This window comes from Arenibacter sp. 6A1 (assembly GCF_012272855.1).
In the GTDB taxonomy this organism is placed as follows: domain Bacteria; phylum Bacteroidota; class Bacteroidia; order Flavobacteriales; family Flavobacteriaceae; genus Arenibacter.
The window spans coordinates 25,067-49,628 of record NZ_JAAXCQ010000024.1; the positions used below are offsets into that span (position 1 = coordinate 25,067).

The 24,562-nt window shown below is 39.5% G+C and carries 22 protein-coding genes and 1 tRNA gene; 19 read left to right on the forward strand and 4 right to left on the reverse strand.

The genetic code is table 11. The annotated features are described in order from the left end of the window. The first annotated feature begins 221 nt into the window (after nucleotides 1-221). The 15 genes from HCG49_RS17030 (at nucleotide 222) to HCG49_RS17100 (ending at nucleotide 15,364) form a co-directional block, all read left to right on the forward strand. Nucleotides 222-563 (forward strand): hypothetical protein, encoded by a 342-nt coding sequence (locus tag HCG49_RS17030; RefSeq protein WP_168470721.1) that lies wholly within the window; start codon nucleotides 222-224, stop codon nucleotides 561-563. After that, nucleotides 563-1,909: a phage portal protein gene (locus HCG49_RS17035; RefSeq protein ID WP_168470722.1), complete on the forward strand. Its 1,347-nt coding sequence runs from the start codon at nucleotides 563-565 to the stop codon at nucleotides 1,907-1,909. The genes HCG49_RS17030 and HCG49_RS17035 overlap by 1 nt, the downstream gene beginning before the upstream one ends. Beyond that, entirely contained in the window at nucleotides 1,906-2,850 is a 945-nt protein-coding gene (locus HCG49_RS17040; protein ID WP_168470723.1) for a DUF6712 family protein, read from the forward strand. Before HCG49_RS17035 ends, HCG49_RS17040 begins: the two co-directional genes overlap by 4 nt. A 162-nt stretch (nucleotides 2,851-3,012) precedes the next feature. Beyond that, on the forward strand, nucleotides 3,013-4,983 hold the full coding sequence (locus tag HCG49_RS17045) for a hypothetical protein (RefSeq protein WP_168470724.1): 1,971 nt from the start codon (nucleotides 3,013-3,015) through the stop codon (nucleotides 4,981-4,983). A gap of 11 nt (nucleotides 4,984-4,994) precedes the next feature. Then, on the forward strand, nucleotides 4,995-5,828 hold the full coding sequence (locus tag HCG49_RS17050) for a hypothetical protein (protein WP_168470725.1): 834 nt from the start codon (nucleotides 4,995-4,997) through the stop codon (nucleotides 5,826-5,828). 4 nt (nucleotides 5,829-5,832) lie between these two features. Continuing rightward, the gene (locus tag HCG49_RS17055) at nucleotides 5,833-6,246 is read left to right on the forward strand and encodes a phage holin family protein (protein ID WP_168470726.1); all 414 of its coding nucleotides are present in this window, start codon (nucleotides 5,833-5,835) and stop codon (nucleotides 6,244-6,246) included. Nucleotides 6,247-6,252: 6 nt separating this feature from the next. Then, nucleotides 6,253-6,666, forward strand: a complete 414-nt coding sequence (locus HCG49_RS17060; RefSeq protein WP_168470727.1) for a DUF5675 family protein — start codon at nucleotides 6,253-6,255, stop codon at nucleotides 6,664-6,666. After that, entirely contained in the window at nucleotides 6,667-7,017 is a 351-nt protein-coding gene (locus HCG49_RS17065) for a hypothetical protein (RefSeq protein WP_168470728.1), read from the forward strand. Continuing rightward, nucleotides 7,017-7,775 carry a hypothetical protein gene (locus tag HCG49_RS17070; RefSeq protein WP_168470729.1) on the forward strand — a complete coding sequence of 253 codons (759 nt, stop codon included), beginning with the start codon at nucleotides 7,017-7,019 and terminating at the stop codon, nucleotides 7,773-7,775. The genes HCG49_RS17065 and HCG49_RS17070 overlap by 1 nt, the downstream gene beginning before the upstream one ends. Beyond that, nucleotides 7,768-8,286 (forward strand): hypothetical protein, encoded by a 519-nt coding sequence (locus HCG49_RS17075; protein ID WP_168470730.1) that lies wholly within the window; start codon nucleotides 7,768-7,770, stop codon nucleotides 8,284-8,286. Before HCG49_RS17070 ends, HCG49_RS17075 begins: the two co-directional genes overlap by 8 nt. A 201-nt stretch (nucleotides 8,287-8,487) precedes the next feature. Beyond that, on the forward strand, nucleotides 8,488-8,715 hold the full coding sequence (locus HCG49_RS17080) for a hypothetical protein (RefSeq protein ID WP_168470731.1): 228 nt from the start codon (nucleotides 8,488-8,490) through the stop codon (nucleotides 8,713-8,715). A 106-nt stretch (nucleotides 8,716-8,821) separates the two neighbouring features. Continuing rightward, nucleotides 8,822-9,268, forward strand: a complete 447-nt coding sequence (locus HCG49_RS17085) for a hypothetical protein (protein WP_168470732.1) — start codon at nucleotides 8,822-8,824, stop codon at nucleotides 9,266-9,268. After that, entirely contained in the window at nucleotides 9,268-12,033 is a 2,766-nt protein-coding gene (locus HCG49_RS17090; RefSeq protein ID WP_168470733.1) for a phage tail tape measure protein, read from the forward strand. The genes HCG49_RS17085 and HCG49_RS17090 overlap by 1 nt, the downstream gene beginning before the upstream one ends. 2 nt (nucleotides 12,034-12,035) lie before the next feature. Then, complete coding sequence (locus HCG49_RS17095) at nucleotides 12,036-13,949, forward strand: BACON domain-containing protein (RefSeq protein ID WP_168470734.1); 1,914 nt, start codon at nucleotides 12,036-12,038, stop codon at nucleotides 13,947-13,949. After that, nucleotides 13,946-15,364 (forward strand): hypothetical protein, encoded by a 1,419-nt coding sequence (locus tag HCG49_RS17100; RefSeq protein WP_168470735.1) that lies wholly within the window; start codon nucleotides 13,946-13,948, stop codon nucleotides 15,362-15,364. The genes HCG49_RS17095 and HCG49_RS17100 overlap by 4 nt, the downstream gene beginning before the upstream one ends. Nucleotide 15,365: 1 nt before the next feature. Here the strand turns inward: HCG49_RS17100 and HCG49_RS17105 are convergent, their stop codons facing one another. Together HCG49_RS17105 and HCG49_RS17110 are read right to left on the reverse strand one after the other, a co-directional pair. Continuing rightward, nucleotides 15,366-16,562, reverse strand: a complete 1,197-nt coding sequence (locus tag HCG49_RS17105) for a site-specific integrase (RefSeq protein ID WP_168470736.1) — start codon at nucleotides 16,560-16,562, stop codon at nucleotides 15,366-15,368. A gap of 96 nt (nucleotides 16,563-16,658) precedes the next feature. Further along, a tRNA-Arg gene (locus HCG49_RS17110) sits at nucleotides 16,659-16,732 on the reverse strand. 78 nt (nucleotides 16,733-16,810) lie between these two features. On the opposite strand from HCG49_RS17110, the gene HCG49_RS17115 reads away from it, so the two are divergent. Next, nucleotides 16,811-17,323, forward strand: a complete 513-nt coding sequence (locus HCG49_RS17115; RefSeq protein ID WP_168470737.1) for an adenine phosphoribosyltransferase — start codon at nucleotides 16,811-16,813, stop codon at nucleotides 17,321-17,323. Here HCG49_RS17115 and HCG49_RS17120 read toward each other — a convergent pair. After that, nucleotides 17,320-17,472, reverse strand: coding sequence for an SsrA-binding protein (locus HCG49_RS17120; RefSeq protein ID WP_168470738.1), 153 nt, complete (start codon nucleotides 17,470-17,472; stop codon nucleotides 17,320-17,322). The two genes, HCG49_RS17115 and HCG49_RS17120, sit on opposite strands and share 4 nt — an antisense overlap. Before the next feature lie 350 nt (nucleotides 17,473-17,822). Between HCG49_RS17120 and HCG49_RS17125 the strand changes: the two genes are divergently transcribed. After that, on the forward strand, nucleotides 17,823-18,761 hold the full coding sequence (locus tag HCG49_RS17125) for a calcium/sodium antiporter (protein ID WP_168470739.1): 939 nt from the start codon (nucleotides 17,823-17,825) through the stop codon (nucleotides 18,759-18,761). Nucleotides 18,762-19,119: 358 nt separating this feature from the next. On the opposite strand, the gene HCG49_RS17130 is transcribed toward HCG49_RS17125, so the two are convergent. After that, a complete protein-coding gene (locus HCG49_RS17130) occupies nucleotides 19,120-20,130 on the reverse strand; it encodes a glutamine synthetase beta-grasp domain-containing protein (RefSeq protein ID WP_168470740.1) in 1,011 nt (336 codons plus the stop codon). 197 nt (nucleotides 20,131-20,327) lie between these two features. Between HCG49_RS17130 and HCG49_RS17135 the strand changes: the two genes are divergently transcribed. Further along, the gene (locus tag HCG49_RS17135) at nucleotides 20,328-22,514 is read left to right on the forward strand and encodes a glutamine synthetase III (RefSeq protein ID WP_168470741.1); all 2,187 of its coding nucleotides are present in this window, start codon (nucleotides 20,328-20,330) and stop codon (nucleotides 22,512-22,514) included. A gap of 88 nt (nucleotides 22,515-22,602) precedes the next feature. Beyond that, nucleotides 22,603-23,781 (forward strand): AIR synthase related protein, encoded by a 1,179-nt coding sequence (locus HCG49_RS17140; protein ID WP_168470742.1) that lies wholly within the window; start codon nucleotides 22,603-22,605, stop codon nucleotides 23,779-23,781. Nucleotides 23,782-24,562 lie beyond the last annotated feature (781 nt).

Below are 24,562 nucleotides of genomic sequence, written 5' to 3' on the forward strand. Positions count from 1 at the left end.
ATATTTTCAGGGCTTTTTTTGATAGCTATTTAATTGTAATGCAAGTAGTTGTGTTTTTAAAAATGAGATTATACGCAAAAAAATGAGGGTTATAGCAAGAAAATAGGCGTTTCCTACAGAAAAAATGATGGTATCCGAGTAAAATACCGCCATTTTGATACTGTAACACTGCTTTTTTTTATGTCCTATTTTAAAAATGGGAAGAGGCCGAATTTAGCAATATGAAAGAAACAATTTCTTTAAAGGAGGCTATCGAAATCATAGACCGAAAGGATAAGGCAGGGAATGCCTTTCCTTTCGATATAACCTTTAGATCACTACAAAGAAATTCTAAGACTGGCGGCAAACTTTACACGTATGATCAGGTAAAGAAAAGGAGACCCAAACCCGTAAAAAACCGAGAATCTTATATGTTAAAGGCCGTTCAGTCTATAGATTCTGTCTCAAAAAACCCAAACCATTTTTCCAATAGAACCCGAAATCTAGAGCTGCAAAATGGAGATATTAAAAAAATACACATCCGTTTAATCATTTCCATTAACGGTAAAAAAATCACCTACTAATGAGTACAGTATTCCATGGCGATATAGCAATTACAGGAGGAGACACCAAGGCGTTGGTTTCCTTTGCTTCTGCAAAAAAAACAGATTCCAAAGTGTCTAGCGTTCAGATTTACACCGAAGATTCCGTTGGCCTTGTAGCCAGTTGGGGAAAGAACAACGACTTTCCGCAGAAAATCTTGGCTAAAATCCGCAAAAACAGTGCTGCGCTGTCCGGTTTGCGTGTTTCTAGGAAAGCACACTATGGTTCTGGATTCATTTTATATTCCGAAAAGCACGAAAAAGGCAAGCGAATCGTAGAGCAAAAATGCCTTCACGAATACCCAGAGATACACAACTTCTTTAAACGCAACCAAATGAAGCGTTTTCATAAGGAAACCATCACGGATTTGGAATATTTCGCTATTGGCTTCCCTGAGTATGTTTTAAGCAAGGATTTCTCCAAGATTACAAGGGCTAAGCGCCAAAAAACAGCGGAATGCCGTTTTGAATTGATGGACGAAAAAACGGGGTTTATCAAAAATGTATACATCTCATCTAAATGGGGGCAAGACCCAGAACTTACTTCAAAATACGTGGCAAAGGTCCCGTTAATAGACAGTTATTGGTCTGCCGATGAAGTAAGGGAGCACTGCAAGAAGCATAAGATTCAAAACTTTGTGCGTCCAATATTCTACCCATTGGTAGATGAAGGTTACTATCCTAAGGCCGAATGGCAATCTGTGGAAAATAGCGGATGGTTGGATATTGCGAACAGTATTCCACAATTCAAAAAAGCGTTCCTGGAGAACCAGTTGAACATTAAATTCTTAATTGAGGTCAGTGAAGAATATTTTGACCGAAAATATAAGGAGGACTGGCAAACATTTACACCAGAGAAGCGCCAAGAAATAAGAACCAATTTTGTAGAAGAACTAGATTCTACCTTAAGGGATTCCCAAAATGCGGGCAAAAGTATTATGTCTATTGTTTACAAAGATGACAACGGACAGCCTTTGCCTGGACTAAAAATTACAGCTGTAGACAACAAACTGAAGGATGGCGCCTATTTGGACGATACATCGGCAGGGAATCAGGAGATTTTAACCGCTATTGGTGTAGATCCTTCTTTGATTGGTGCAGGAATACCAGGAGGGAAATTGGGAGCAGGTTCCGGATCAGATAAGCGCGAGGCATGGTTTATCCTGTCGGCCTTAATGAAGACGAACAGAGACACCACTTTAGAGCCATTTGAATTTATTCAGGAATACAACGGTTGGGACCAAACATTGTCCGGAGCCTTTGAAGACACCGTACTAACGACTTTAGATAAGAATCCAACCGGCACCCAAAAAGCTGCACAGATATGATCATAAAAAACACTCCAACATTACAGGAATATTTATCCGTTAACGGATCAATTGATATAGACAATGTTAAACCGGCACTTAGGAAGGCCGAAAGAAATTATTTAAAACCATTTATTGGCACGGCACAACTGGCAGTCTTTGAGGCAGAAGTTACAGATCCTATTATACGGGAGGCCCTAGCATTAGCACAGGAGGCCGTGGCCAATTTTGGTTATTATTTGCACATGCCCATTGGCGCTTTACAAGTTAGCGACAACGGTTTTTACACCGTAGATAGCGAAAACACCAAGACTGCAACCGATAAGCAGTTTAAAGAATTGCAACGTTCCCTTTTGCGAGGTGGCCATGAAGCTCTGGACGACCTCTTGTCCTTCATGGAAGAGAATGCAGCAAAATTTGAGCCATGGACCACATCTGCAAGTTATACGGTGTACAAGGATTTGCTCGTAAAAGACACTGCAACCTTCAACAGCTACTATCATATTTTTAATAGTCGCCAAACCTTTTTGGCACTCCGCCCAAATATAAAGGTGGTCGAGGACCAGTTCATTAAACCTGTTATTGGGGATGCTCTATTGCGTGATTTAAAGTCAGACCAAACCGAGGAGACCAGAAAAGAAGTAAAGAAACTATTGCAGCAATCCATTGTGGCCTTCACGATCATGAAGACGGTATACAACGGCCTTTTTGTGATGGATGCAGCTGGAATGCACATGAGGTTTGATCTATTGCCTTATGAAACCACGGGGTCTAACAGCAATACAAAAGGGAACGACTTCTTGGAACACACCGAGAAATCCAAACAAATAGAAGGTGAGGAATATTTAAAAATGGCCTTAAATATCATAAAAGAAAACACAGCCGACTTCCCAGAGTACACTACTCCAGAAGTAGCAAAAGTGGATCCGTTGATTAAAACAAAAGGTCTCGTTGGTATGTAAAATCTGTCCTATTTTAAAATGGTCAAATTATTGAATTTAGTAATATGATAAACGTTTATAGCGTGCTTTCCCAAGGCGTAGGCACCAAAGTATTTTTATTAAAATCGGACACGGAAGCAATCACTTGCGACCGTGACGATGTAACCTGTGATATAGATTAATATGGCATATAGTGACGAAATAGGATTAGGAACTGTTCCTGGAGACGGTAAAGGCGCTGGACTAAGAACCAACTTAAAAAAGCTTATTGACAACGATAATTTTTTAAAAGATTTAGCTGAGACTATTGACCAGAAAGTAAATGATGTAGATGGTAAGGTTGATGGTGCGGTGAGTGGCTTTAAAGGCACGCTTGCTATTGCTGACACACCTACGGAAGATGGGTATTACTCTGCTACAGAAAGCGGTACTTATGCCAATGCAGGCGGCTTGGTTGTTGATTTAAGCGAAGGAGCCACTACTATTGTAAAGCAAGGTGATAATTATTCGAAAGTGGTTGTAAACTCAGGATTTAATACATATAAAGAAGAAATCGCACCACGCTTACTGAATGAAGGAAAAGAATTTCTTAATGTAGACAGACCTGATCTAGCTAAAATATATGGTCAAATTATTAGTGTAGATGAAAACCTCAATATACTAAATGATTTGTCGAAGGAAATTATAAAGGGCGAGGAGTTTGATAGGCCTGATATAGAAAGTGTAACGGTGGATAAAGATGGTTTAGCTTTAAACTTCAATATAAAAAGTACTGTAAATAATCCAGAAAATTTATTTGTCAAAGATTCTGGAGAAATCGATAGACCTGATTTAGGCTTTGCTTTAGTAGATCTTTATAGAAATATTATATACGTTCAAAGCAAAGCCACACCCAGAGAAGAAGTCCCTCCAAAAGAGCTTAAATATGTAAGCGAATTTTATAATCCACCAGTTCAGGAAGCATTCAATGTTGAAGTGGATCCTTCGTGGCTAATAGACTATGACTTATGTATAGAAAATTGGGATTCACTAGTAAATGACAACCCCACTAACCCAGAGGTTCAACCTTATATAACCAAAGCAGAGATAGGTAGGTCAGGGGCAGGTGATAAGCCTATATATAGGTATAACTTTAAGCCAAGGAAACCCCTACACAGGGTGCTACTGATGGCAGGTACACATGCTAATGAAAAAATGTATATAAAGCACTTGTTTTCGGTTATGAAGATAATAACCGAGGATTGGACAACAAGCCCCGTATTAGAATATTTTAGAAGGTATGTAGATTTTACGGTTATTCCAGTTAGGTGTCCAAATTCTCTCTCTTGGAGCGAGCGACCTTTTGGCTCTAGAACTAGCGCAGAGACAGACCCTATACCTGTTTCTTGGATAAAAAATGGATCCGAGGTAACAATTGTATTAGATGAGTTAAGTTTTCCATCAACATACTTTAACGTCAATACCTACTTTACTTCCTCGTTAGGTTTGGAAGGGAAGACTACTGTAGGTATAATGGCAACTTCCGACACTGTAGGACTCCCTAGGAATGCTTACACTATAAAAGAAGTGGTTAACGGTAACACCATAATAGTAGATGCGCCAGATGATTTAGGTGATGAATCTGGTACGGGTGAATTGCAAGTGTGGGTAGATGCAAATAGAAACGCAGACTACAACTGGGAATCATTTACACCAACTCTCACATCTAAGCAGGGAGATGTTTTTAAGTATGGAGTATATGACGAAAAAGGGACTATGCCTTTTTCTCTTCCCGAAAACAGAGCCTTAAAGTCAATAACGGACGTCGAGTATTTTGATTTTATTATTGATTGTCATTCCCCTGCTAGGGATCACTATTTAAGTTATCCAAAAGTTCTAGAAACACCTAGATCTTTAGAGTTTTATGATAATATAAAAGAATATGCCTCAATTTTCTCACTTTCGGATTTTGAAAAATTAGGGCCTGCTTGGGATGTACCACCATATCCGCTAAATTATTATGGAGATCAGGGTAAATTATTCTACACACTAGAGTGGGGAAGTGGTCTGAGGGAGGCCACGGTAAAGCAATCGACAGATGCAACAAGATGGCTGTTCTTGTGTATAAGCGAAGCCCTGAAATTAACAAACACATCAAATAATATAAACAATTAAACACAGACACTATGACACTAGTAATTAAATCATTAGGAACAACAGCTCCATCTGGAGCTAAAAAATTATATAGAGATGCTCTTGTAGTTAATGGTACGCTCTTTCATGTCGATTTCTCGAACAGGGGTTCACTTAATAATTTCAACATTAGGAAAGATTCTTTAGTATACGACCTCTCTAGAGAGTCATCAATTCCATTAGGTATAACAACAACTGGAAGCGTTAATTTAATCTCAGATATAGATCTAACGTTAACAGATGGTAAAGGATTTACTTTGGAAAATCCAAACCTCCCTGTCAACAAAAATCAAGGACTGTACTTCAATGCTGCCGATCTAATGAGTTATCTTGTTAACAATCAACCGCATTGTGTATGGGTTGGTTGGGCAAGAAGAAAGATAAATGCAGACGACACCAATAACGAGCTTGTAAGATCAGTGTCGGGTGGTGATTATTCTATTAAAAACATCAGGAGCAACATAACCTATAACACTCTCACTCCTACATTTGGGGGGGGGTCATACCAAATACCGATTAATGAAGGGGAGTTGTTCCAATTTGCAATAGAATTCACCTCTGGTCAAAAAAATAAGGTTTATTTAAATAAAAACTTCATAGGCGATGGAAGTGTTGTGTCTTCTGGGTTTATTCCTGCGGATAAGTTCGGATTGTTTAATTCTAATGTTGGAACCCCCACAGGTGCGGCTTTTTATAGAACATTCATCGAAGATTTGGATGTGAGCGGAAGAAAAGTGGAGGACATTCTGCAAAAAGATTGGCAGTATGTGCATGGTATAGGCCAATTTGAAGGAGTTGAAAAAAGACCTTTTGTAGATAATTATTAAGCAAATGACCCCTAACCAAACCACCCTTACCCTCGCCACTTTCTCTATAGGAGCAATCCTATCAGATCTAATAGCCCATTTACTGGACCATAAATACCAGTTTTTGGCTATTGCGGCTGTGGTGATTTTGGACTCCGTGTTTGGGATGGCAAAAGCGCTGTATCTTAAGAATTTTGAAACCCAAAAAACGTTTAAGTCCGTCTTTCGGCTGGTAGCTTTTTGGGGATTATTGGCCACGGTGCTAGTGATAGAAAAAGGCTTCCCGTTTGCTAGTTTTTTAAGTGAGGCAATTCTACTTCCAATACTCTTATTTCAAGTAATTAGCATCCTTAAAAACATGAATATAGTGGGGCTTATATCCAATGAAACCGTCACCAGAATGTTGGAAAATATTGATAAACATAAATTACAGAAGTAAAATAAAATGGAAGTAAAAGCGAAATTACTGAGGCTGGTGCAAGAGCCCGTTCAAACCCTTGGGGAAATGCTTGTTTATAAAGGCTTGGATAAAATATTTGACTGCAAAATTCTTGAATTACCAGACAGAGGCAATAAGAACAGAATAAGCCGCATAAACGATGGAACCTACCGTGTTGTAAAGCGTCATAGCGCAAAATACGGAAATCATTATCACATATTAGATGTTGAAGGGCGCACCCTTATTCTTATTCATTTTGGAAATTACTACACCGATACCTTGGGATGTATTTTGGCAGGGAAAAGCTTTTCGGATATTAATAAGGATGGATATCGAGATGTGGTAAGCAGTAAGGAAACCATGAAGAAAATGCTAGAGGTGGTCCCAGAAGAATTTCAACTAACCGTAATAAACGAATAAATGATTAACTGGAAGAACACCGCGGAAAATCTTGGCCTTATCATTATAGCCGCTACATTCGGGCTTATTGCCGGGTACCTTATTTCTATTCAGTCTTCAGAACGAATGATAGAACAGCAAAAGGAAATTATTGAGATGGCCATCCGTAAGGAAACCACCAATATTACCAATTCTGTTACCACGGAAATTCGGAAGATTAAAGGCAAAAAGACCGATCCCGTAAACATCAACATAGATCCTAATTGGAATAGTGAAATACACCAGACAGAACAAGATTCCGACTCTTCATTTGTGCCAGAAACTAAAAGCCCTGGCTTTTTTAAAAGGCTCTTTGGAAACAATAAGAAATAATGGCAATAAAAATAACTATCCCGCAGAAGTGGAACGACCTCCAGCCACGTCAAATTAAAAAATTGGCGTGGTTGTTCGGTACCGAGAAATCTTCCAAAACAATAGACCTAATGATTTTCTTTGTATTGGTAGATGTTCGTTGGTGGCAGTTCCGCAAGTACCGCAAAGTGTACAAGGTCCTGAAAGCTATTGGCATTTCTGGCCTTAAGGAACATTATGCTTGGGTGTACGAAAAAACAGATCTTACCATCTTTGTTCCTATCAAAAAATTAAAAGGCAGAAAGATGTTCCCCCCTGCAGATAGGATGACCAATGCTACCATAGATGAATTTGCCCATGCAGATGATTTGGCTATTGGCTTTTACAATACTAAGGACTTGGAATATCTGCAGTATTTAGCCGCTGTGTTGTATAGGGAATTAGGTTCGGACAATAAGCGATTGCCTTTTTTTAAGGAAGATCTGGAAGAGCGTGCCAAATGGTTCAAAAAACTATCGCCCAAAACCCTCTTGGCTATTTATTTGTGCTACCAAGGAAGCCGGGACAATCTGGTTAATATGAATCCTATTGTATTCCCTAAAACCAAGAATAAAACAAAAAGAGAAGTAAGCAGTAGCGGATTGGGAAAATTAATACTGTCCTTCTCAGGTGGTAAATTCGGGACCTATAACGAGACCAAAAACACCAATGTATACACTTTCTTTTCCGAATTTGAAGAGCAATTTAAGAACCAGAAAAAACAACCAAAACATGCCTAGAATTTCATTTTTAGATATAGTAAGCTTCCTAGAAAGCTTGGCGGAAGCTCACCAAGATATTAAAGGTTCTTACCGTTGGAACGTGGCAGAGTTCACGGGAAAAATGCGCAAGGGCGTTGAGTTGCCGGTGATGCTTATAGATGCCGTAGAAACCCAAAGCTCCGGAGATAAATCTAAGCGCTTTCATGGTAATTCAACCGCCTTTACCATTTTAGATAAGCCAGACACTAATTCGGGCATGTTGGACGAGTACCAGGCACAGAACCAGGTGTTGAATGCGTGCCAACAAATCTGTTTTGACGTTGAAGATAGAATTCTGTTTACTGCGAGTGTGGCCAGGGATGATAACAATGTAAAAAATTGGCTGTACGGCTTGGTAGACGAGAATAGTTTTCACCACGTAAAAGTGGGGCCAATATTTGTAGACGGGCTTTTTGGCTATCGATGCGAGGTAACCTTGAAAAATCAAATACCTACCGTTCCGGACATTTCTAAGTGGAAAGATTTATAAATGTCATTAAAATATCATTAAACTATCATTTGATTGGTTTTTTTATATATATTTGTCTTGCACAGTAAATAACGAGGTTCATGATACCCGAAAAACATATTTTTAATAATAAATCCTACGAGAGTTACGGTGAAAGTCCGTTCTCAACTTCCTTTCGTTGTTGCTGTGCACCACTCGTAGGTATTTTTAAAACTCAAAGCTATGCACAGCAACAACGAGATTTTCAAAACAGCGTCTTCCTTAGATAGGGAGCAGGCGTTACAAGAATTAAAAGAACTTTATCTTAAAGGACAATTATCTTTTACCACCATCTTATCGGTAAGGGAAATATTCACCCAAAACCTAGAATACAAATGCCGTATTTTAAAGGAAGGGTTAAAATCGCCATGCATTCACAAAAGCCCTAAAGTAATTCCGCTTTTTGGTTAGTACCTATTAGTATTACAATTACCAAAAACCACCCCTAATCAGGTGGTTTTTTTATGTCCTAGTATCGCCTCTCCGCTACTCCTAAATTGCTTTAAAATTACAAGGCATGTCAGGTCCCAAAATAGACTACAACAAAATTAGAGACGAGGAAGAAAAAGCGGGAAAGGTAGCCGCTAAGATGATTCAAACTCGGGTTCATTCGCTTTTGCTAGAGTATGGCTTAGATGATACGGGCGGTTTAAAAAAATCGATCAAATCAGAGGAGAAAATGGGAGATCTTCGGCTATTCGGAATTATAACCAGAATGCAACGGCACGGATATATACTACAGCAAGGGGTAAATACCAAGCGTACCAGTCATGAAAAGAAGCTTCGAAAACGAGGAGGCAAATACTCTGTTAGGGAACATACCATGATGCTGCAGCAAAAACCGTTTATCACGGAGGGTCTGGAAGATTCTGGAGCGTTTGAATACTTGGTAGATGCCTTAGGAAAAATTAGAATGGAAGAAGTAATTCTGTCCTTTAAGGGCACAAATATCATCGTAAAATAATGGCGGTAACTAAGAAAGGTGCTTGGAAAATTGATATTGAGATCAACGGCAAGGAAGTTAATAAGACCTTAAACCAAGTAGGTAAGCAAGTAGGTGTACTTTATAGAGATCTAAAAAAACTAACCCCTGGTACGGAAGAATTTATAAGAAAATCCGAGGAGCTTAAAAAGGCACGGGCGCAATATGCCGATATTAAGAACGAAATAAACGGAACCAATGATACTCTGCAGGAAGCCAAAGGGCATTGGGATAATTTAATAGGCGGCTTTATGTCTGGAGACTTAGAGACGGCCAAGGCGGGTCTCGAGGGGATAAGAGGGAATATCCTAGGAATGGCCAAAGCGGCTTGGGCATTTATAGCTACTCCGATAGGGGCAGCCATTGCCGGAATAGCAGCTATAGGCTTGGGTGTTAAGGCGTGGGTAAATTTTAACCTAGAAGTAGAAAAGAGCAATAAACTGGTAAAGGATCTTACACAGGAAACAGGAGAAGCCGTTGATGCTATCCGTATACGTGCAGAAGTGTTGGCAAAGACCTTTGAGCTAGATGTTAGTCAAAGTATTAATACGGCCAAATCATTGGCAAAGAGCTTTGGTATTTCTTATGATGAAGCTTTTGATATTATAGAAGACGGGGCTATCCGTGGCAAGCTTAGTAATGATGAGTATTTAGATAGTTTAAAAGAATATCCAGTCCATTTTCAAAATGCAGGATTCTCTGCTTCGGAATTTGCCAATATAGTAAGTACAGGGATAGATCTTTCTATTTACCAGGATAAACTTCCCGATGCAATTAAGGAATTTACGCTGTCTATAAATGAAGCAACAAAGTCGTCTAGAGATTCTTTAATAAATGCCTTTGGAAAATCTTTCACGGACAAATTGTTTGCCGATATTAAATCGGGCGCGCGGACTCCAAAAGAAGCTTTGGCATCCATTGCCGAAGAGGCAGACCGTATAGGGTTAAACGCACAGCAAGCCCAACAATTAACCGCAGATTTATTCCGTGGCGCTGGTGAAGACGCTGGTGGTGCTCTTAAGATTTTTGAAGCCGTAAACATTGCCTTAAATGATCAACAAAAACCGTTAACAGAACTACAGGAAATTCAAAAACAACAATTAGAAGTTAATAAGGAGCTCTCCGGGGTGTACACGCAATTGTTTGCTTCTGCCGATGGTGGTTTTGGGTTGATGATTGAAAAGAGCAAGTTGTTTGTGACAGAGGGGATTCTTTCTATTTTAAAATGGGGGGTAGATCTGTACAACTGGTTTGTAGATCTTAATAATCAGAGTGGTGTGTTCTCGGCTATATTAAAATCTTTGGGAATAGCCGCTACTTACAGTTTCGATGTCATAAGTATCCTGCTTTCTAATGCTAAAGATAGTTTTATGGGTTTGAGAGATATCGTTGGGGGGATTTTTACGATGGATTGGGACCGGATAAAACGTGGTTATGCCGCTAACTTTAATGCTTTAGGCAATACCATTATAGATTTTAAGAACAAAATAAAAAACGACGTATTAGACGTGTATGGTGCCTTTAATGGTGAAAATAAGTTTAAAAAAATATCTCTAGAAGATTTGGTTGCCGACAATGCTACCGGTGTTGCGCCCAACACGCCAACCCCTACAGGAACCAATAAGGAGGAAGCCGATCCTGCAGAAAGCAATGATAAGAATTCAGAGAAAAACAAACTAACCAAAGAAGACCAGAGAATTATAGACTCTAAAAAGAAGTTGACGGAGTTTCTGGACTTGTGGGATTTAGAGCAAAAAGAAAAGGAACTTTTAAAAGACCTGGAGGAAGATGAAGCTGCCCAATTAAAGGAAGAATTAGAGCTCGAGGCTAAATATGCCAAACTAGAAGCCGATGCCAATGGAGAAGTAGAACTTTTGAAGCGCTTAGAAAACGCCAAGAAAACAGAGCTCGATGCTATCTCCAAGAAATGGGACGATAAGGCCGCTAATGACGATAAAAAGAAAAAGGATGAAGAATTAAAGAGAGACAAAAAGCACTATGCCGACCAATTGGCTGCTCGTGAAAAATTAAAGCAACAGATAATAAATGCCGCCATAGATCTTGCCGGGCAAGAAACCAAGGTAGGCCAAGCCTTGTTGGCTGCAAAGCGACTCATGGCCGCCAAGGATTCCTTAATTCAGTTAGGAGTGTTAAAAAATAAGGTAACGACCAATGCTGCAAGTGCTGCTTCGGACGTTGCGGCAGGTACGGCACAGACTGCCAAGGTTGGTTTCCCTCAGAACATTCCATTGCTCATTGGTTTTGCAGCGCAGGCGGTAGGCATCATTTCTGCCATTAAATCGGCTGCCAGTGCCTCTAAGAAAATAACGCCTACGGGCTTTTTTGAAGGCGGACCTACCGGAAGCAAAGCCATGTATCACGACCAGTACGGAGCCGTGACAGGAGTAGTGCACGACAAAGAATGGGTAGGTCCTAAGATTATGACGCAGCATCCGCGCTATGCAAGAACCTTTCAATGGCTAGAGAAAGAACGTTTAAAAATGCTGGGTAAAGGTTATGTTAACGGTGGCAGTACTTCGCCATCTACATTGCCTGCTATAGATGCAGTAGGGGATCAGGACAACGAATTGCTTATGCAGTTATACGAACAATTATACATGCTTAACCAGGCATTGACCAACGGCATTAAAACAGGGCCTATTCTTATTGGCGATAATAAAATTATTCAGCTACAAGAAAGAATCCTCGAAATAGAAAACGCAAGAGAATCTGCTAAAATCAACTAAACATGGCAATTACACCCAATACGGTTAACCTTACCTACAAGAAAGGAACGACCGACTATTTATCAGAATATGTGTCTTATATAGAACCTGGAGAAAGACCAAATGAAGTTGCTAGGTTTTTAGATTGGGACAACCAACCAAGCTGGCTTAACATTTATAGACCTGCTCCAGAGCAAGCTAAACTACAGGTAGCTTCAACAGCCAAGAATTTGTCGGCAGGGCAGTATTCTGCCGTGGTAACCCTTAAAATGACTATCTACGAAAACACTGAAAATGGGGAAAAATTCACTTACCACACACTAGGGCAGGTTACTATTAATCTAACGGTAGAGCACACCGTAGAACTAACAGCTGCGCCTAGCAATATAAGCCACAACTATACCTTAGGAGGCGCTGTGCCTTCTCCTACCGTGGTTTCTGTTACAAGTGAAAGCGCTTGGACGGCAGTAAAAACAAAGACTTGGGTAACCCTTTCAAACGCTTCGGGCAGTGGCAATGGTCAGTTTACGGTAAGCGTAGAAGCTTCGGGCTTGGCAGTTGGGACCCACGCAGACACTATTACCGTTACAGATAATCTGTTTACCAAAACCGTAAATGTCAACCTTACCGTATCAGAGGCAGACACTGGCACCACTTACTTATATGTAAATCCATCATCAATAGATATGGAATACACCTTGGAGGGGTATTTGCCTATTAAGAATGTTGAATACAACGCTTCGGGCAATTGGTCGGCTGTGGCAGATAAGACATGGGTTAGTCTTTCCTTGGCTTCAGGAACTGCAGGAGTAGGAAACATAGAACTGTCGCTTCAAAACACAGAAACCCTTACACCGGGCACCCATATTGCACAGGTAACCTTCTCCCAAGATGGTTTGGTAAAGAATGTTTTTGTCACGTTAGAGGTGTACGATCTGGTGCAGGAACTATTGGATCCGGAAACATTATATTTTACCGAGGACGAGAACAATATTGCACTGTCGTCCAAGAGAGAGAATACCTTTTTGTCGCTCTCCTTGGCTTCTAATTTTAACGGCAATGTTTATACGGGAGAATTTGCAGTTCCTTTTTATCAGGGATCGGGACGTAGAAGAATTGGACAATTTCCGTCCAAAATTATCAGTCAACAAAATTTGCCAGGAAACTTTAATGATGTCTCTTTGTATATTCCATATTTGCCGGCAGAAATAAATATGACCATTACCGAAGAGGATATTGTTTCGGATCAGGTGTTTCAGGTGGTAAATTCTAACGGTATTAAATTCATAAAAGGAAATAAGCCAGCAACCAATTGGTTGTCTGATATGCCTTTAAACCGTCATCTTACCAAAAACGGCATTTTAACCTTTGGCTTTTTGGCTAATGGGCAATCGCCTACCAAAATAGAGGTTACCGGAGATAAGGAAATCAGTTATTTACAGAGTAGTCCCAACAATCCTTTTTATGCCGCAACCTTGCCTCTAGCTAAAATAACCAGTCTAATGACGGGGCAATCTTTAAAGGTTTCTGTGTTAGATATTGCGGCTAATATAGAGATAGTACCAGAAGGCATAGATCACTGTATGGTGTTCTGGGAAAACCAATGGGGCATTTGGGATGCTTTTGAGTGCAAAGGCGAAATTATAGAAAACGATTCCTATAGGGCAGAAACCTTCGATTTTAGAAAGAACCACAACACCCAAGAGACTAGGGTGCTTAAGAACACCACCACGGCAGACTATAAAATAGACACTGGTTGGGTCTACTCTCCAGAAGAAATTACCGGACTGTCCAAAATGTTAGGGGCCACCAATATATACCTGCAGTTACATGGCGAATTTATTAAGGTGGTGCCTACCACAAGAAAACTGCAACGCTCCAGAACCAACGATAACGAGCCCTCTTTTAGTTTAACCTTTGATAATGCGACGGTATGATTAAGTTTTTTGGTGAAAATTTTGAGCTAGATATGTCTCACCTAAGAATTACACTTGTGGAAGAAAATAACATCTTTCACAAGTCCTTTTTGCGAAACTACTCCCTTCCTTTTAGTTTTAAACTGGACGATGAAACCAGCAAGAAATTGGGCTTTATAGGAGATTATAACTCTAGGAACAGAAAGGTGAAGCATTTGGGTAATTTTCAATACGGCAACAATTTTGCAGAAGGAAACCTTTTATTGTCTTACGTGTCTAGAGGCGTGGTTCAGGGTACTGTAAACTATGGAAAATCGGCCATACAATTGTTAGAGATTCCGTTGCGAGAATTGCCTTTTGAGCCAGTAGATGTGCCAAGTATCTTGGGGCACGCAAAGAGCCAATTAGAAAAGCATTGGCCAGAGGCGCGGTACAACTTCCCTATGATCATAGACGACGCTATTGTGCTGAAAAGCAATTATGACAAGTTTGAAGGCATCATAAACAAGATCGGTGAAAATGGCAATTTTATAACCAACTCATTAGTTTTAGAGGACGGTAAAAATGTGCCGTCCAATAGAAATGTCATGGCGCCCTGCATGTATCTTATGGAGATCTTAAAAGTAGGCTTCGATTCTGCCAACATTGTGATGACGGGAAATTTTGTCCAGGACAAGGTAAATGAGAAGATTTTGATCTATATAGATAAGTACCTGGAGAACTTTACCCCTGAAAAGGTAAACATGCCGCCCAGTAGTTTTGAGCTGACAGATTTTATCCCTGAAATGACTTTTGGGGCTTTCCTTAATAAGATCAAAAACTGGTTAAACTTAGACATTAGGTTTCGGAAGAACATTGTGACTATTAATTACCAGGAGAGCAATTTTAAAAACATTGCGTTCCCTAATATGAGCCATCTGGAGAATGACGGGGTGCGCATCAATATGAACAACAAAAAAATCTACACCCTTAAATACGATAAAAACGATAAAATAAGCATTGACGCCAAGAGCAACTTGGTAGCAGGCGCCAACTACACGGTAAACGATGTAGAAACCATAGATATGGGGCTGTCCGTCTTAAAGGAAGCTACCCACGACACTTTTACAACGGCCAAGGTAACAGAAGACCAGGAGTCTTTTAAACTTTTGTTGTACAATGGCCTGCAAGGCGGATACAATATTTCTCCGCAGTCGGTGTTTGGCCGTTCTTTTACGGTGGATGCTGTGTTTAATAGGTTTTGGAAAAAGTGGGTTGCCTTTAGGTTGAACACTTCTTTATTTACGGATCGTTATAAGACTGATAATGACCAGTTAAATATAGACTCGGGCATGTTTAAATACGATAATAAGCACATCATAAAGAAAATTACCCGAAGCTTTTCTGGAGACGAAGAAGATTTGGAGATTACAGTAGAGAGCGAGGTTATTTTTTAAGCTACTTAATAATAGAATCCATTAGCTTAACCTCTTTATCTATCATACTCTGCACTATATGTACATAGACCATGGTGGTCTTAATTTCAGAGTGGCCTAAAATTTTCTGAAGGTTTTCTACACTTCCACCAGAGATAAGGTAGTTGGTAGCAAAGGTGTGTCGGCTGCTGTGGTAGTACAGTCTTTTTTTAATCCCTAGGGCACTCGCTATTTTTTTAAGTTCGCGGTTAATGTATTCCCTGGTGTAGGAACCTGAAAACACTTTCGGGTGCCCAATAAGCCCTTTTGCGGTCTCGTTTAACTGCAGGCGTATAAACTTATTAGTCTTCACCATCGTAAAGGCAAGCACATCATCTATAATGTTTTCATGGGTAAGATTCTCAATGTCGCTAATGCGTAGGCCCGTAAAGCAAGAAAACAGGTATTGCTGCAATATGCTCTTCCAAGTGGGGTTTACAAAATCGCTCATATAGTATTCGTGCATCATCTTTACTTCGTCTGGAGTAAGGAAGGTGAAATTGCCCGTCATTGCTTTTACGGTAATATCAGAAAAGGCCAGTTTGGTCTTTATGCCTCTTTTGTTGGCTGCGTGTAAATACTTCTTAAAATTCTTAATAGTTCCTTCTATGGTAGAAGGGACGTTTTTAAGTTCGTTTTTTAAATAGTTCCTAAAGTCCGTTAAAAAAGATTCGTCTATTTCAGAAAATAGAATAGGGTCCTTATACTTTTTGATTTTAGATAAGGCCCCTTTTTGCTGCCTGTAGGTAGAATGCTTAATGGCATTTTTGGTACGCTCCAGATAATTTTCTGCAAACGTATTGAAGTTTACTCTCAGCGATGGCTGTTGCAGGTCTTCTATAACTTTTTCCAAGGTCATAACATCCCCGTTTAAACGATAGTTTACCTCAATAGCGTTTAAATCGGCCAGCAGCTTTTCAATTAACAAATTATAGTCCTTTGAGAATTTGAAGGCTTTTTTCACACGTTGCGCCTTTTTATCGAACATTTTGGGCGGCACCGAAATGTTTAACGGCAACCTTTTTCGCTTCTGATCTAGATAAACGGCCAAATATAGCGCGCAGGTACCATCCGCCCTTTTGTAGTCGCTTTTGATTCTAATCTTGTATGAAAGTTTCCCATTCATATTCTGTGGGACAAGTTGTGGGACAAAGTCTAGGTATTTTAAACTTACTTGCATGTTAATCGGTTTTTTCGAAGTGGCTGTAAAACGGTGAAGGCGTAGTACTTACAGTGTTTCCACTGTAGGTACTACGCCTTCTTTTTTACTATTTTGTGACCTCGACAGGATTCAAACCTGTAACCTTCTGAGCCGTAATCAGATGCGCTATTCAGTTGCGCCACGAGGCCGTTTTTATTTTTTGTTCCCTAACGGGCTGCAAATATATTTCTTTTTACCTTTGCCACCAAATAAGAATGCAAAAAAAAATGAATTATTTTAAATTTATTCGGGAAGTGCCTGATTATCCGAAGATAGGAGTTTCCTTTAAAGATATCACTCCGCTGCTTCAAAATCCAACTGCCTTGCAAGGAGCTAAAGAAGCGCTTTGTGAACTGCTTAAAGACAAACAGGTCGATAAGGTAGTGGGGATGGAAAGTAGGGGTTTCTTTTTTGGACCTATGTTGGCGGCACAATTAAATGCCGGATTTGTACCTGTTAGAAAAAAAGGAAAATTGCCTTTTAATACTATAAGCGAAAATTACGATCTGGAATACGGACAAGATGTGTTAGAAATACATGTCGATGGTATTCAAAAAGGTGATAGAGTGCTAATTCATGACGACGTTTTGGCAACAGGGGGTACTGCAAGTGCCGTTTGTAAATTTGTAGAACGTCTTGGGGGAGAAGTGGTGCAATGCAACTTTTTGTTGGAACTGCAGTTTTTAAACGGAAGGGAGAAATTGCCGGGCTATGAAGTGGCTTCCCTAATGCAATACTAATCCAAAGCGTTGGTGGTGATATAATAACGCCATCCAATTATCGCCATTTGAAGTTTTGTGGCTTTGGCAAGGTTTAACTGTTGTTTGCTGTAAGACGGTAGTAGGTACTTATTAATCCTTGCTATAATTTTAAAAAGGGTCTTTTTCATAAGGTGCCTATTTTAGGGTGTTTGCTAACTTTAAAATTGCTGTTATACAATAGTTGAGCTTCATTAGGTTCTTCTAGATTAAGTTTCAAATATATAAAGAAAGTAGGCTACTTAATTAATTGGCTGGTTACGGAAATTCTTAAGCCTTTATAAGATGGCCAATGATGATAGGTATAGCTGCAGAGTAAAAAGGGCCCGAATATGGTGAATTATCTAGGGTTGCTGCAAGAATTATTCGAATGACTAGTGGGTGCCCAAGTCTTGGGACTACAACTTTAATTTATTTTTCTAAAAGCTTTTCTAGGGGTAATAGTATTTAGACTTCGTTATATTTGTCCAAAAATTTAATAATGCTAGATATAATATATATTGTTTTAGGATTGACCCTTCTGGTGTTAGGAGGAAATTGGTTGTTGAAGGCGGCGGTGGCCTTGTCTTTAAAATTAAATATTCCGAAAATTGTAATTGGGATGACGGTGGTGTCTTTTGCTACCTCGGCACCAGAGCTTATTGTTAGTATAAATGCTGCCTTAGATGGATTTCCAGATTTGGCCTTGGGGAATGTAGTAGGTTCTAATATTGCTAACCTGGGGTTGGTTCTGGCTATCACAATCATTCTGGGGAGTATAGATGTGCGTAAAAGTTTTTATACCACAGACTGGCCTGTAATGATGTTGGCGTCGCTATTGTTTTTTGGGTTTATATATTTCGATGGGGAGATACAAAGAACCGAAGGGATTGTAATGGTGGTTAGTCTATTCCTGTTTTTGGTATACCTGTTGCGTTTTCAGAAAACTGCCGTTGTAGATGAAATGCCAGAAGACGATATTCCTCTTCCATTATATAAGTTAGTGTTGTTTCTAGGGTTGGGAGGAACTGCCCTTTGGGGAGGTTCAGAGCTATTGATTAATGGTGCGGTTGGTTTGGCCACCTTTTACGGGGTAAGTGAGCGGATTATTGCGGTAACCATTGTTTCGGTAGGGACCAGTATTCCAGAACTGGCGGCTTCTGTAATTGCAGTCATAAAAAAGGAAAAGGCGATTTCTTTGGGAAATCTTTTAGGGTCCAATATTTTTAACCTATTGGCCGTATTGGGAATTACCGCTATCATAACGCCCATAAAAGTAGTAGATCAGGGCTTGCTATCAAGTGATGTATTTTGGATGTTGGGAATTTCATTTTTGATTTTGCCCTTGGTGTTTATTCCAAAAGGACTTCGATTGGGGTGGCGAGACGGAATAGTGTTATTGCTGTTATATGCCGGTTTTGTGTATATAACCATTAAATAGATTTTATAAGATATCATAAAAAAAACCGCTTCTTTACATGCGAAAGAAGCGGTTTTTTGTTGCTCTTTGATTTTGGGGGCGTACCGTTTTGAGGATTCTAGTACACATCTGTGATGATTTGTAATAGAAGCAGGTCTTTTGTCCTTTAGCCTATCTTTCTAACCATTGATTGCGGTAATTTGGTTTTGCCCTTGATGTTTACTCCAAAAGGACTGAGATTGGGATGGCGAGACGGAATAGTATTATTGCTGTTATATGCCGGTTTTGTGTATATAATTATAAAATAAAAGGTATAAAAAAACCGCTCCTTTAAATGCAAAAGGAGCGGTTTTTAATAGAGAGACAATTTTTGTTGTCCTTATATTTTGGCAGATTTTACCGTTTTGATAATTCTAGCCGCAATTCTGTAAGGATCACCGTTAGAAGCAGGTCTTCTGTCTTCTAACCAGCCTTTCCAACCATTGTTTACAGTGATAATCGGAATTCTAATAGAAGCTCCCCTGTCAGCTACACCATAACTAAAGTCGTCTATAGCGGCAGTTTCGTGCAAGCCTGTCAAACGCTCGTCATTAAACTCACCGTACACTTCAATGTGTTCTTTGGTTACAGGTCTGAAAGCTTCACATATTTTCTCGTAAATTTCTTTGGAACCACAGGTTCTTAAGGTAGTGTTAGAAAAGTTGGCGTGCATACCAGATCCGTTCCAGTCTCCTTTTACAGGTTTTGGATGGTACTCAATATAGTAACCGTATTTTTCAGTCAAACGATCTAATAGGTAACGAGCAACCCAGATTTCATCTCCTGCTTTTTTACCTCCTTTGGCAAATAACTGAAATTCCCATTGTCCGCAAGCTACTTCTTGGTTAATACCTTCAAAGTTAAGTCCGGCAGCGATACATAAATCAGCATGCTCTTCTACTATATCTCTTCCGTGAGTGTTTTTTCCACCAACAGAACAGTAATACATACCCTGAGGACCAGGATATCCGCCAACAGGGAATCCTAATGGCAATTGGGTATGAGTGTCCATAATAAAATATTCTTGCTCAAAACCAAACCAGAAATCATTGTCTTCATCATCAATCATGTTTCTAGAATTCGTTTTGTGCGGCGTACCATCAGCATTCAAAACCTCGGCCATTACTAAATAACCGTCCTTTCTGTCTGGATCAGGAAATATAGATACAGGTTTCAATAAACAGTCCGAATTTCCGCCTTCAGCTTGTTTGGTAGAACTACCGTCAAAAGACCATATTGGGCAGTCTTCCAACTTCCCGCTAAAATCATTTTCTACCTTAGTTTTGCTTCTTAGGTTTGCGGTTGGCATATAACCGTCTAACCAAATGTATTCTAATTTTGATTTGCTCATGATACGTTTTGTTGATTTTAATATGATACAAATATAATATTTTTCTGAGTAAGTGCTGTTTTTCAATGGGGTTAATGGTATATTTGCTTGTATTTTTTTGTACACCCCTTTTTTTATAGGGGTATTTTATTAAATCATTATTATTATTTGTCAATTTTAATGAATTGTTATTTTTTTAAATAAAATTAAAAGCACTTATGTCAAAGCAAAGATTTGATGCCATAGCAAAAAGCTATACTAGAGAAAAGTTATCTATTGAGGAAAGTGGGAGACGTTCGGAATATTTCGGGACCTATGTCTTTAATGAAGAACGAATGCTGCAGTTTTTAACCAAGGAAGCGTATGAGCGTGTAAAAGGAGCAATGGTTTCTGGAACAAAAATAGATAGAAAAGTTGCCGATCAGGTGGCCGAAGGAATGAAGGCCTGGGCAATTTCTATGGGAGCTACACACTATACGCATTGGTTTCAGCCACTAACAGGTTCTACAGCAGAAAAACACGATGCCTTTTTTGATCTCAGATCAGATGGTCGTGGGATGGAGAAATTTGGAGGCGGACAGCTAGTACAGCAAGAATCGGATGCTTCTAGTTTTCCTAACGGAGGAATTAGAGATACTTTTGAAGCTAGAGGGTATACCGCATGGGATCCTACCTCTCCGGCCTTTTTGTATGGTACTACCTTATGTATACCAACCGTTTTTGTGGCCTATACAGGGGAAGCCTTAGATAATAAAGCCCCATTGCTTAGAGCCTTGGGCGCTATAGACGAAGCCGCAACGGCAGTAGCTAAATATTTCGATAAAAATGTCGCCAAAGTAAACGCTACCCTAGGATGGGAACAAGAGTATTTCTTGATCGATAAATCCTTGGCAGACTCCCGTCCCGATATTAGTTTGACCGGACGTACCTTAGTAGGGCAATCTGCCGCAAAAGGACAACAGCTAGACGATCACTATTTTGGGGTAATACCTAGTAGAGTGCTCGAATTTATGAAAGATCTGGAAATAGAATGTACCAAGCTTGGTATTCCAGTGAAAACAAGACATAATGAAGTAGCGCCGAATCAGTTCGAATTAGCGCCTATTTTTGAGGAAACCAATTTGGCAGTAGACCATAACCTATTGCTGATGGATATCATGGCTAAAAAAGCCGATAAACATAACTTTACTATTCTTTTCCACGAAAAACCCTTTGCAGGGGTAAATGGTTCGGGAAAACATAATAACTGGTCATTGGCAACAGATACCGGCGTTAATTTATTAAGCCCGGGAAGTACCCCAATGAAGAACTTGCAGTTTTTGACCTTTTTTGTGAATACCATCAAAGCGGTAGATACCTATGAAGAATTATTGCGTTCTTCTATAAGTTCGGCCAGTAACGATCATAGGCTAGGAGCTAGTGAAGCACCTCCCGCGATTATGTCAATTTTTATCGGACAACAGCTCGATGCCGTTCTTAATGAACTAGAAGGGGTTACCAAAGGGAAATTGTCGCCGGAAGAAAAAACGGAATTGAAATTGAACGTGGTAGGGAAAATCCCTGAAATATTATTGGATAACACCGATAGAAACCGTACCTCCCCATTTGCCTTTACCGGAAATAAATTTGAAATGAGAGGGGTAGGTTCTACCGCCAATTGTGCCAAACCAATGACCTATTTAAATACCATCGTTGCCAAACAGCTATTGGACTTTAAAAAGGAGGTAGATCATTTAATCGATAAAAAAGGCTTTAAAAAAGATGAAGCTATTTTTAATGTATTAAGAGAGTATATAAAAACTTCAAAAAGAATAAGGTTCGAAGGCGATGGTTATAGTGAGGCTTGGGAGAAAGAAGCTAAAACTAGAAAGTTAAGCAATAATAAAAATACGCCACAGGCCCTTCAGGTGCTTACCTCTAAAGATAGTTTAGAACTTTTTGAATCCATGAAAGTTTTAAGTGAGACAGAAGTAAATGTTCGCCATGAGGTAGAGTTGGAAGATTATATTATGCATATTCAGATTGAAGGTAGGGTCTTTAATGAGCTTGTCTATAGCTATATAATTCCGGCAGCCGTAGAGTATCAAAACAAATTGATACAAAATATTGTAGGTCTAAAAGAAATATATGGGGCCGACTATAAAAAAATGGCAAACAGTCAATTGGATATTGTAAACCGCATTTCAGAACATATTGGCGTTATTAAAACAAAAACCGATGCCATGGTAGAGGAAAGGAAAAAAGCCAACAATATGGTCGATGTTACTGAAAAAGCCTTTGCTTATTGTGATAAGGTGAGACCTTACTTTGATGAAATCAGATACCACTGCGATAAGTTAGAGCGCTTGGTAGACGATGAAATATGGCCTTTGACCAAATACAGAGAGCTTTTGTTTATCAAATAATAAAGAATTTTTAAATTCTTGGATTAAAAGCCCACATTTAGTGGGCTTTTTTTGTGGATTGAACTATTTTTGCAGCAAAGTTTTAATCATGAGTTCATCCAATAGTAAAAGATACAATCAAAGAGGCGTTTCTGCTTCTAAGGAAGATGTGCATAACGCCATCAAAAACATTGATAAAGGGCTGTTTCCAAAAGCTTTTTGTAAAATTGTACCAGACTACCTTACCAATGATGACGACTATTGCTTGGTAATGCATGCCGATGGGGCAGGGACAAAATCGTCCTTGGCTTATATGTATTGGAAAGAAACTGGTGATATTTCTGTATGGAAAGGAATAGCCCAAGATGCATTGATCATGAATATCGACGATCTTATTTGTGTAGGGGCTACAGACAATATAATGCTCTCTTCTACTATTGGTAGAAATAAAAACCTGATCCCGGGCGAGGTGCTTTCGGCTATTATTAATGGTACCGAAGAATTGATTACCGATTTGGCAGCGCACGGAATTACCATTCGCTCTACCGGAGGGGAAACTGCCGATGTTGGGGATTTGGTACGTACAATAATCGTAGATTCTACCGTTACCGCAAGGATCAAGAAAACAGATGTAGTAGACAATGCCAATATTAAAGCAGGCGATGTTATTGTGGGATTCTCTTCTTCAGGACAGGCCAGCTATGAAACGGAATACAATGGCGGAATGGGGAGTAATGGACTTACTTCGGCCAGACACGATGTGTTCTCTAAATACTTGGCAGAGAAATATCCAGAGAGCTTTGACGCCGCCGTACCCGAAGAATTGGTGTACTCAGGAAATGTAAAATTAACAGATAGCGTGCCAGGTGCGCCATTGGATGCTGGGAAATTGGTGTTGTCGCCAACCCGTACCTATGCCCCGATTGTAAAGAAAATACTAAGCAAGTATAGCGCTCAGGATATCCATGGAATGGTACACTGTAGCGGGGGAGCACAAACAAAAATCCTTCATTTTATAGACAACCTTCATATCGTAAAGGATAATTTATTTCCGGTACCGCCATTGTTTAAATTAATACAAGAGCAGTCCGCAACCGATTGGAAAGAAATGTACCAAGTGTTCAATTGTGGCCATAGGTTAGAACTATATGTAGATCCTGCTATTGCTGAGGATTTAATCGCAATTTCCGAAAGTTTTGGTGTAGATGCGCAAATTATTGGAAGAGTAGAGGCGAGCGATGATAAAAAGCTTACTATAGAAAGCGAATTCGGTACCTATACTTATTAAGGTATACGACACGCTACGTTTTTTTACCGTTTTATTAGAAAGGAACCCTTTTTATAGAACAATACTATTGTAAAAGATTACTAGGTTCTGGAGCAACCTTTGTCTAAATATTCTTATAGACAAGGTTGTTCCAAAAATAGTGATAAGGAATCGGTTGCAGAATTTCTTTCCCTATAAGCCGATATTACCACTTCTTAAGAGAATAATTTTATTTTGGGCGTTCCCCTCCGGGTCGCTCTTTCCGCTGTATCTTTTTTAAACGGCCATAGCCTCTTAAAAAAGGATGCCGCTGCAATAGCTAACGCTTTTTCAATTGAGCATTAGTAATTGGATGAAAGATTGCCCATAAACAAGCTTTGAAATGAGCATGACCGAAAACTGGTCGTAAAGACAAATGACCATTAAAAAACAATAGATATCGACATATGAAAATGGTCGTAATTAATCAACCTGTCAATATTCTTAATGACAGGCAAGTGCAGCGAAAAAATATAGTAAATAAATTTCTAGTGGGCCCTAAATAGGAGCTCTCTGTGGTAATGGCTACCGTTCCCCCTTGGGCAAGGGGCTCGCTTGTGCCGTCAGGGAGACTCCAGTAATAAGACAGTCTTTTCTACCACCGCTCGTTCTTAAAGCTAACACATGGCCAAATTTTAAAACTATGTACTTCCCTGATTAGCGTTGACCGTTTTTAGATATTAATTTCATTATTAAAGATAACGAGTTTTTCTCTTTGATCAGGGTTTAATAAGGATACTTTGCCACTATATGAGGTAGGGGC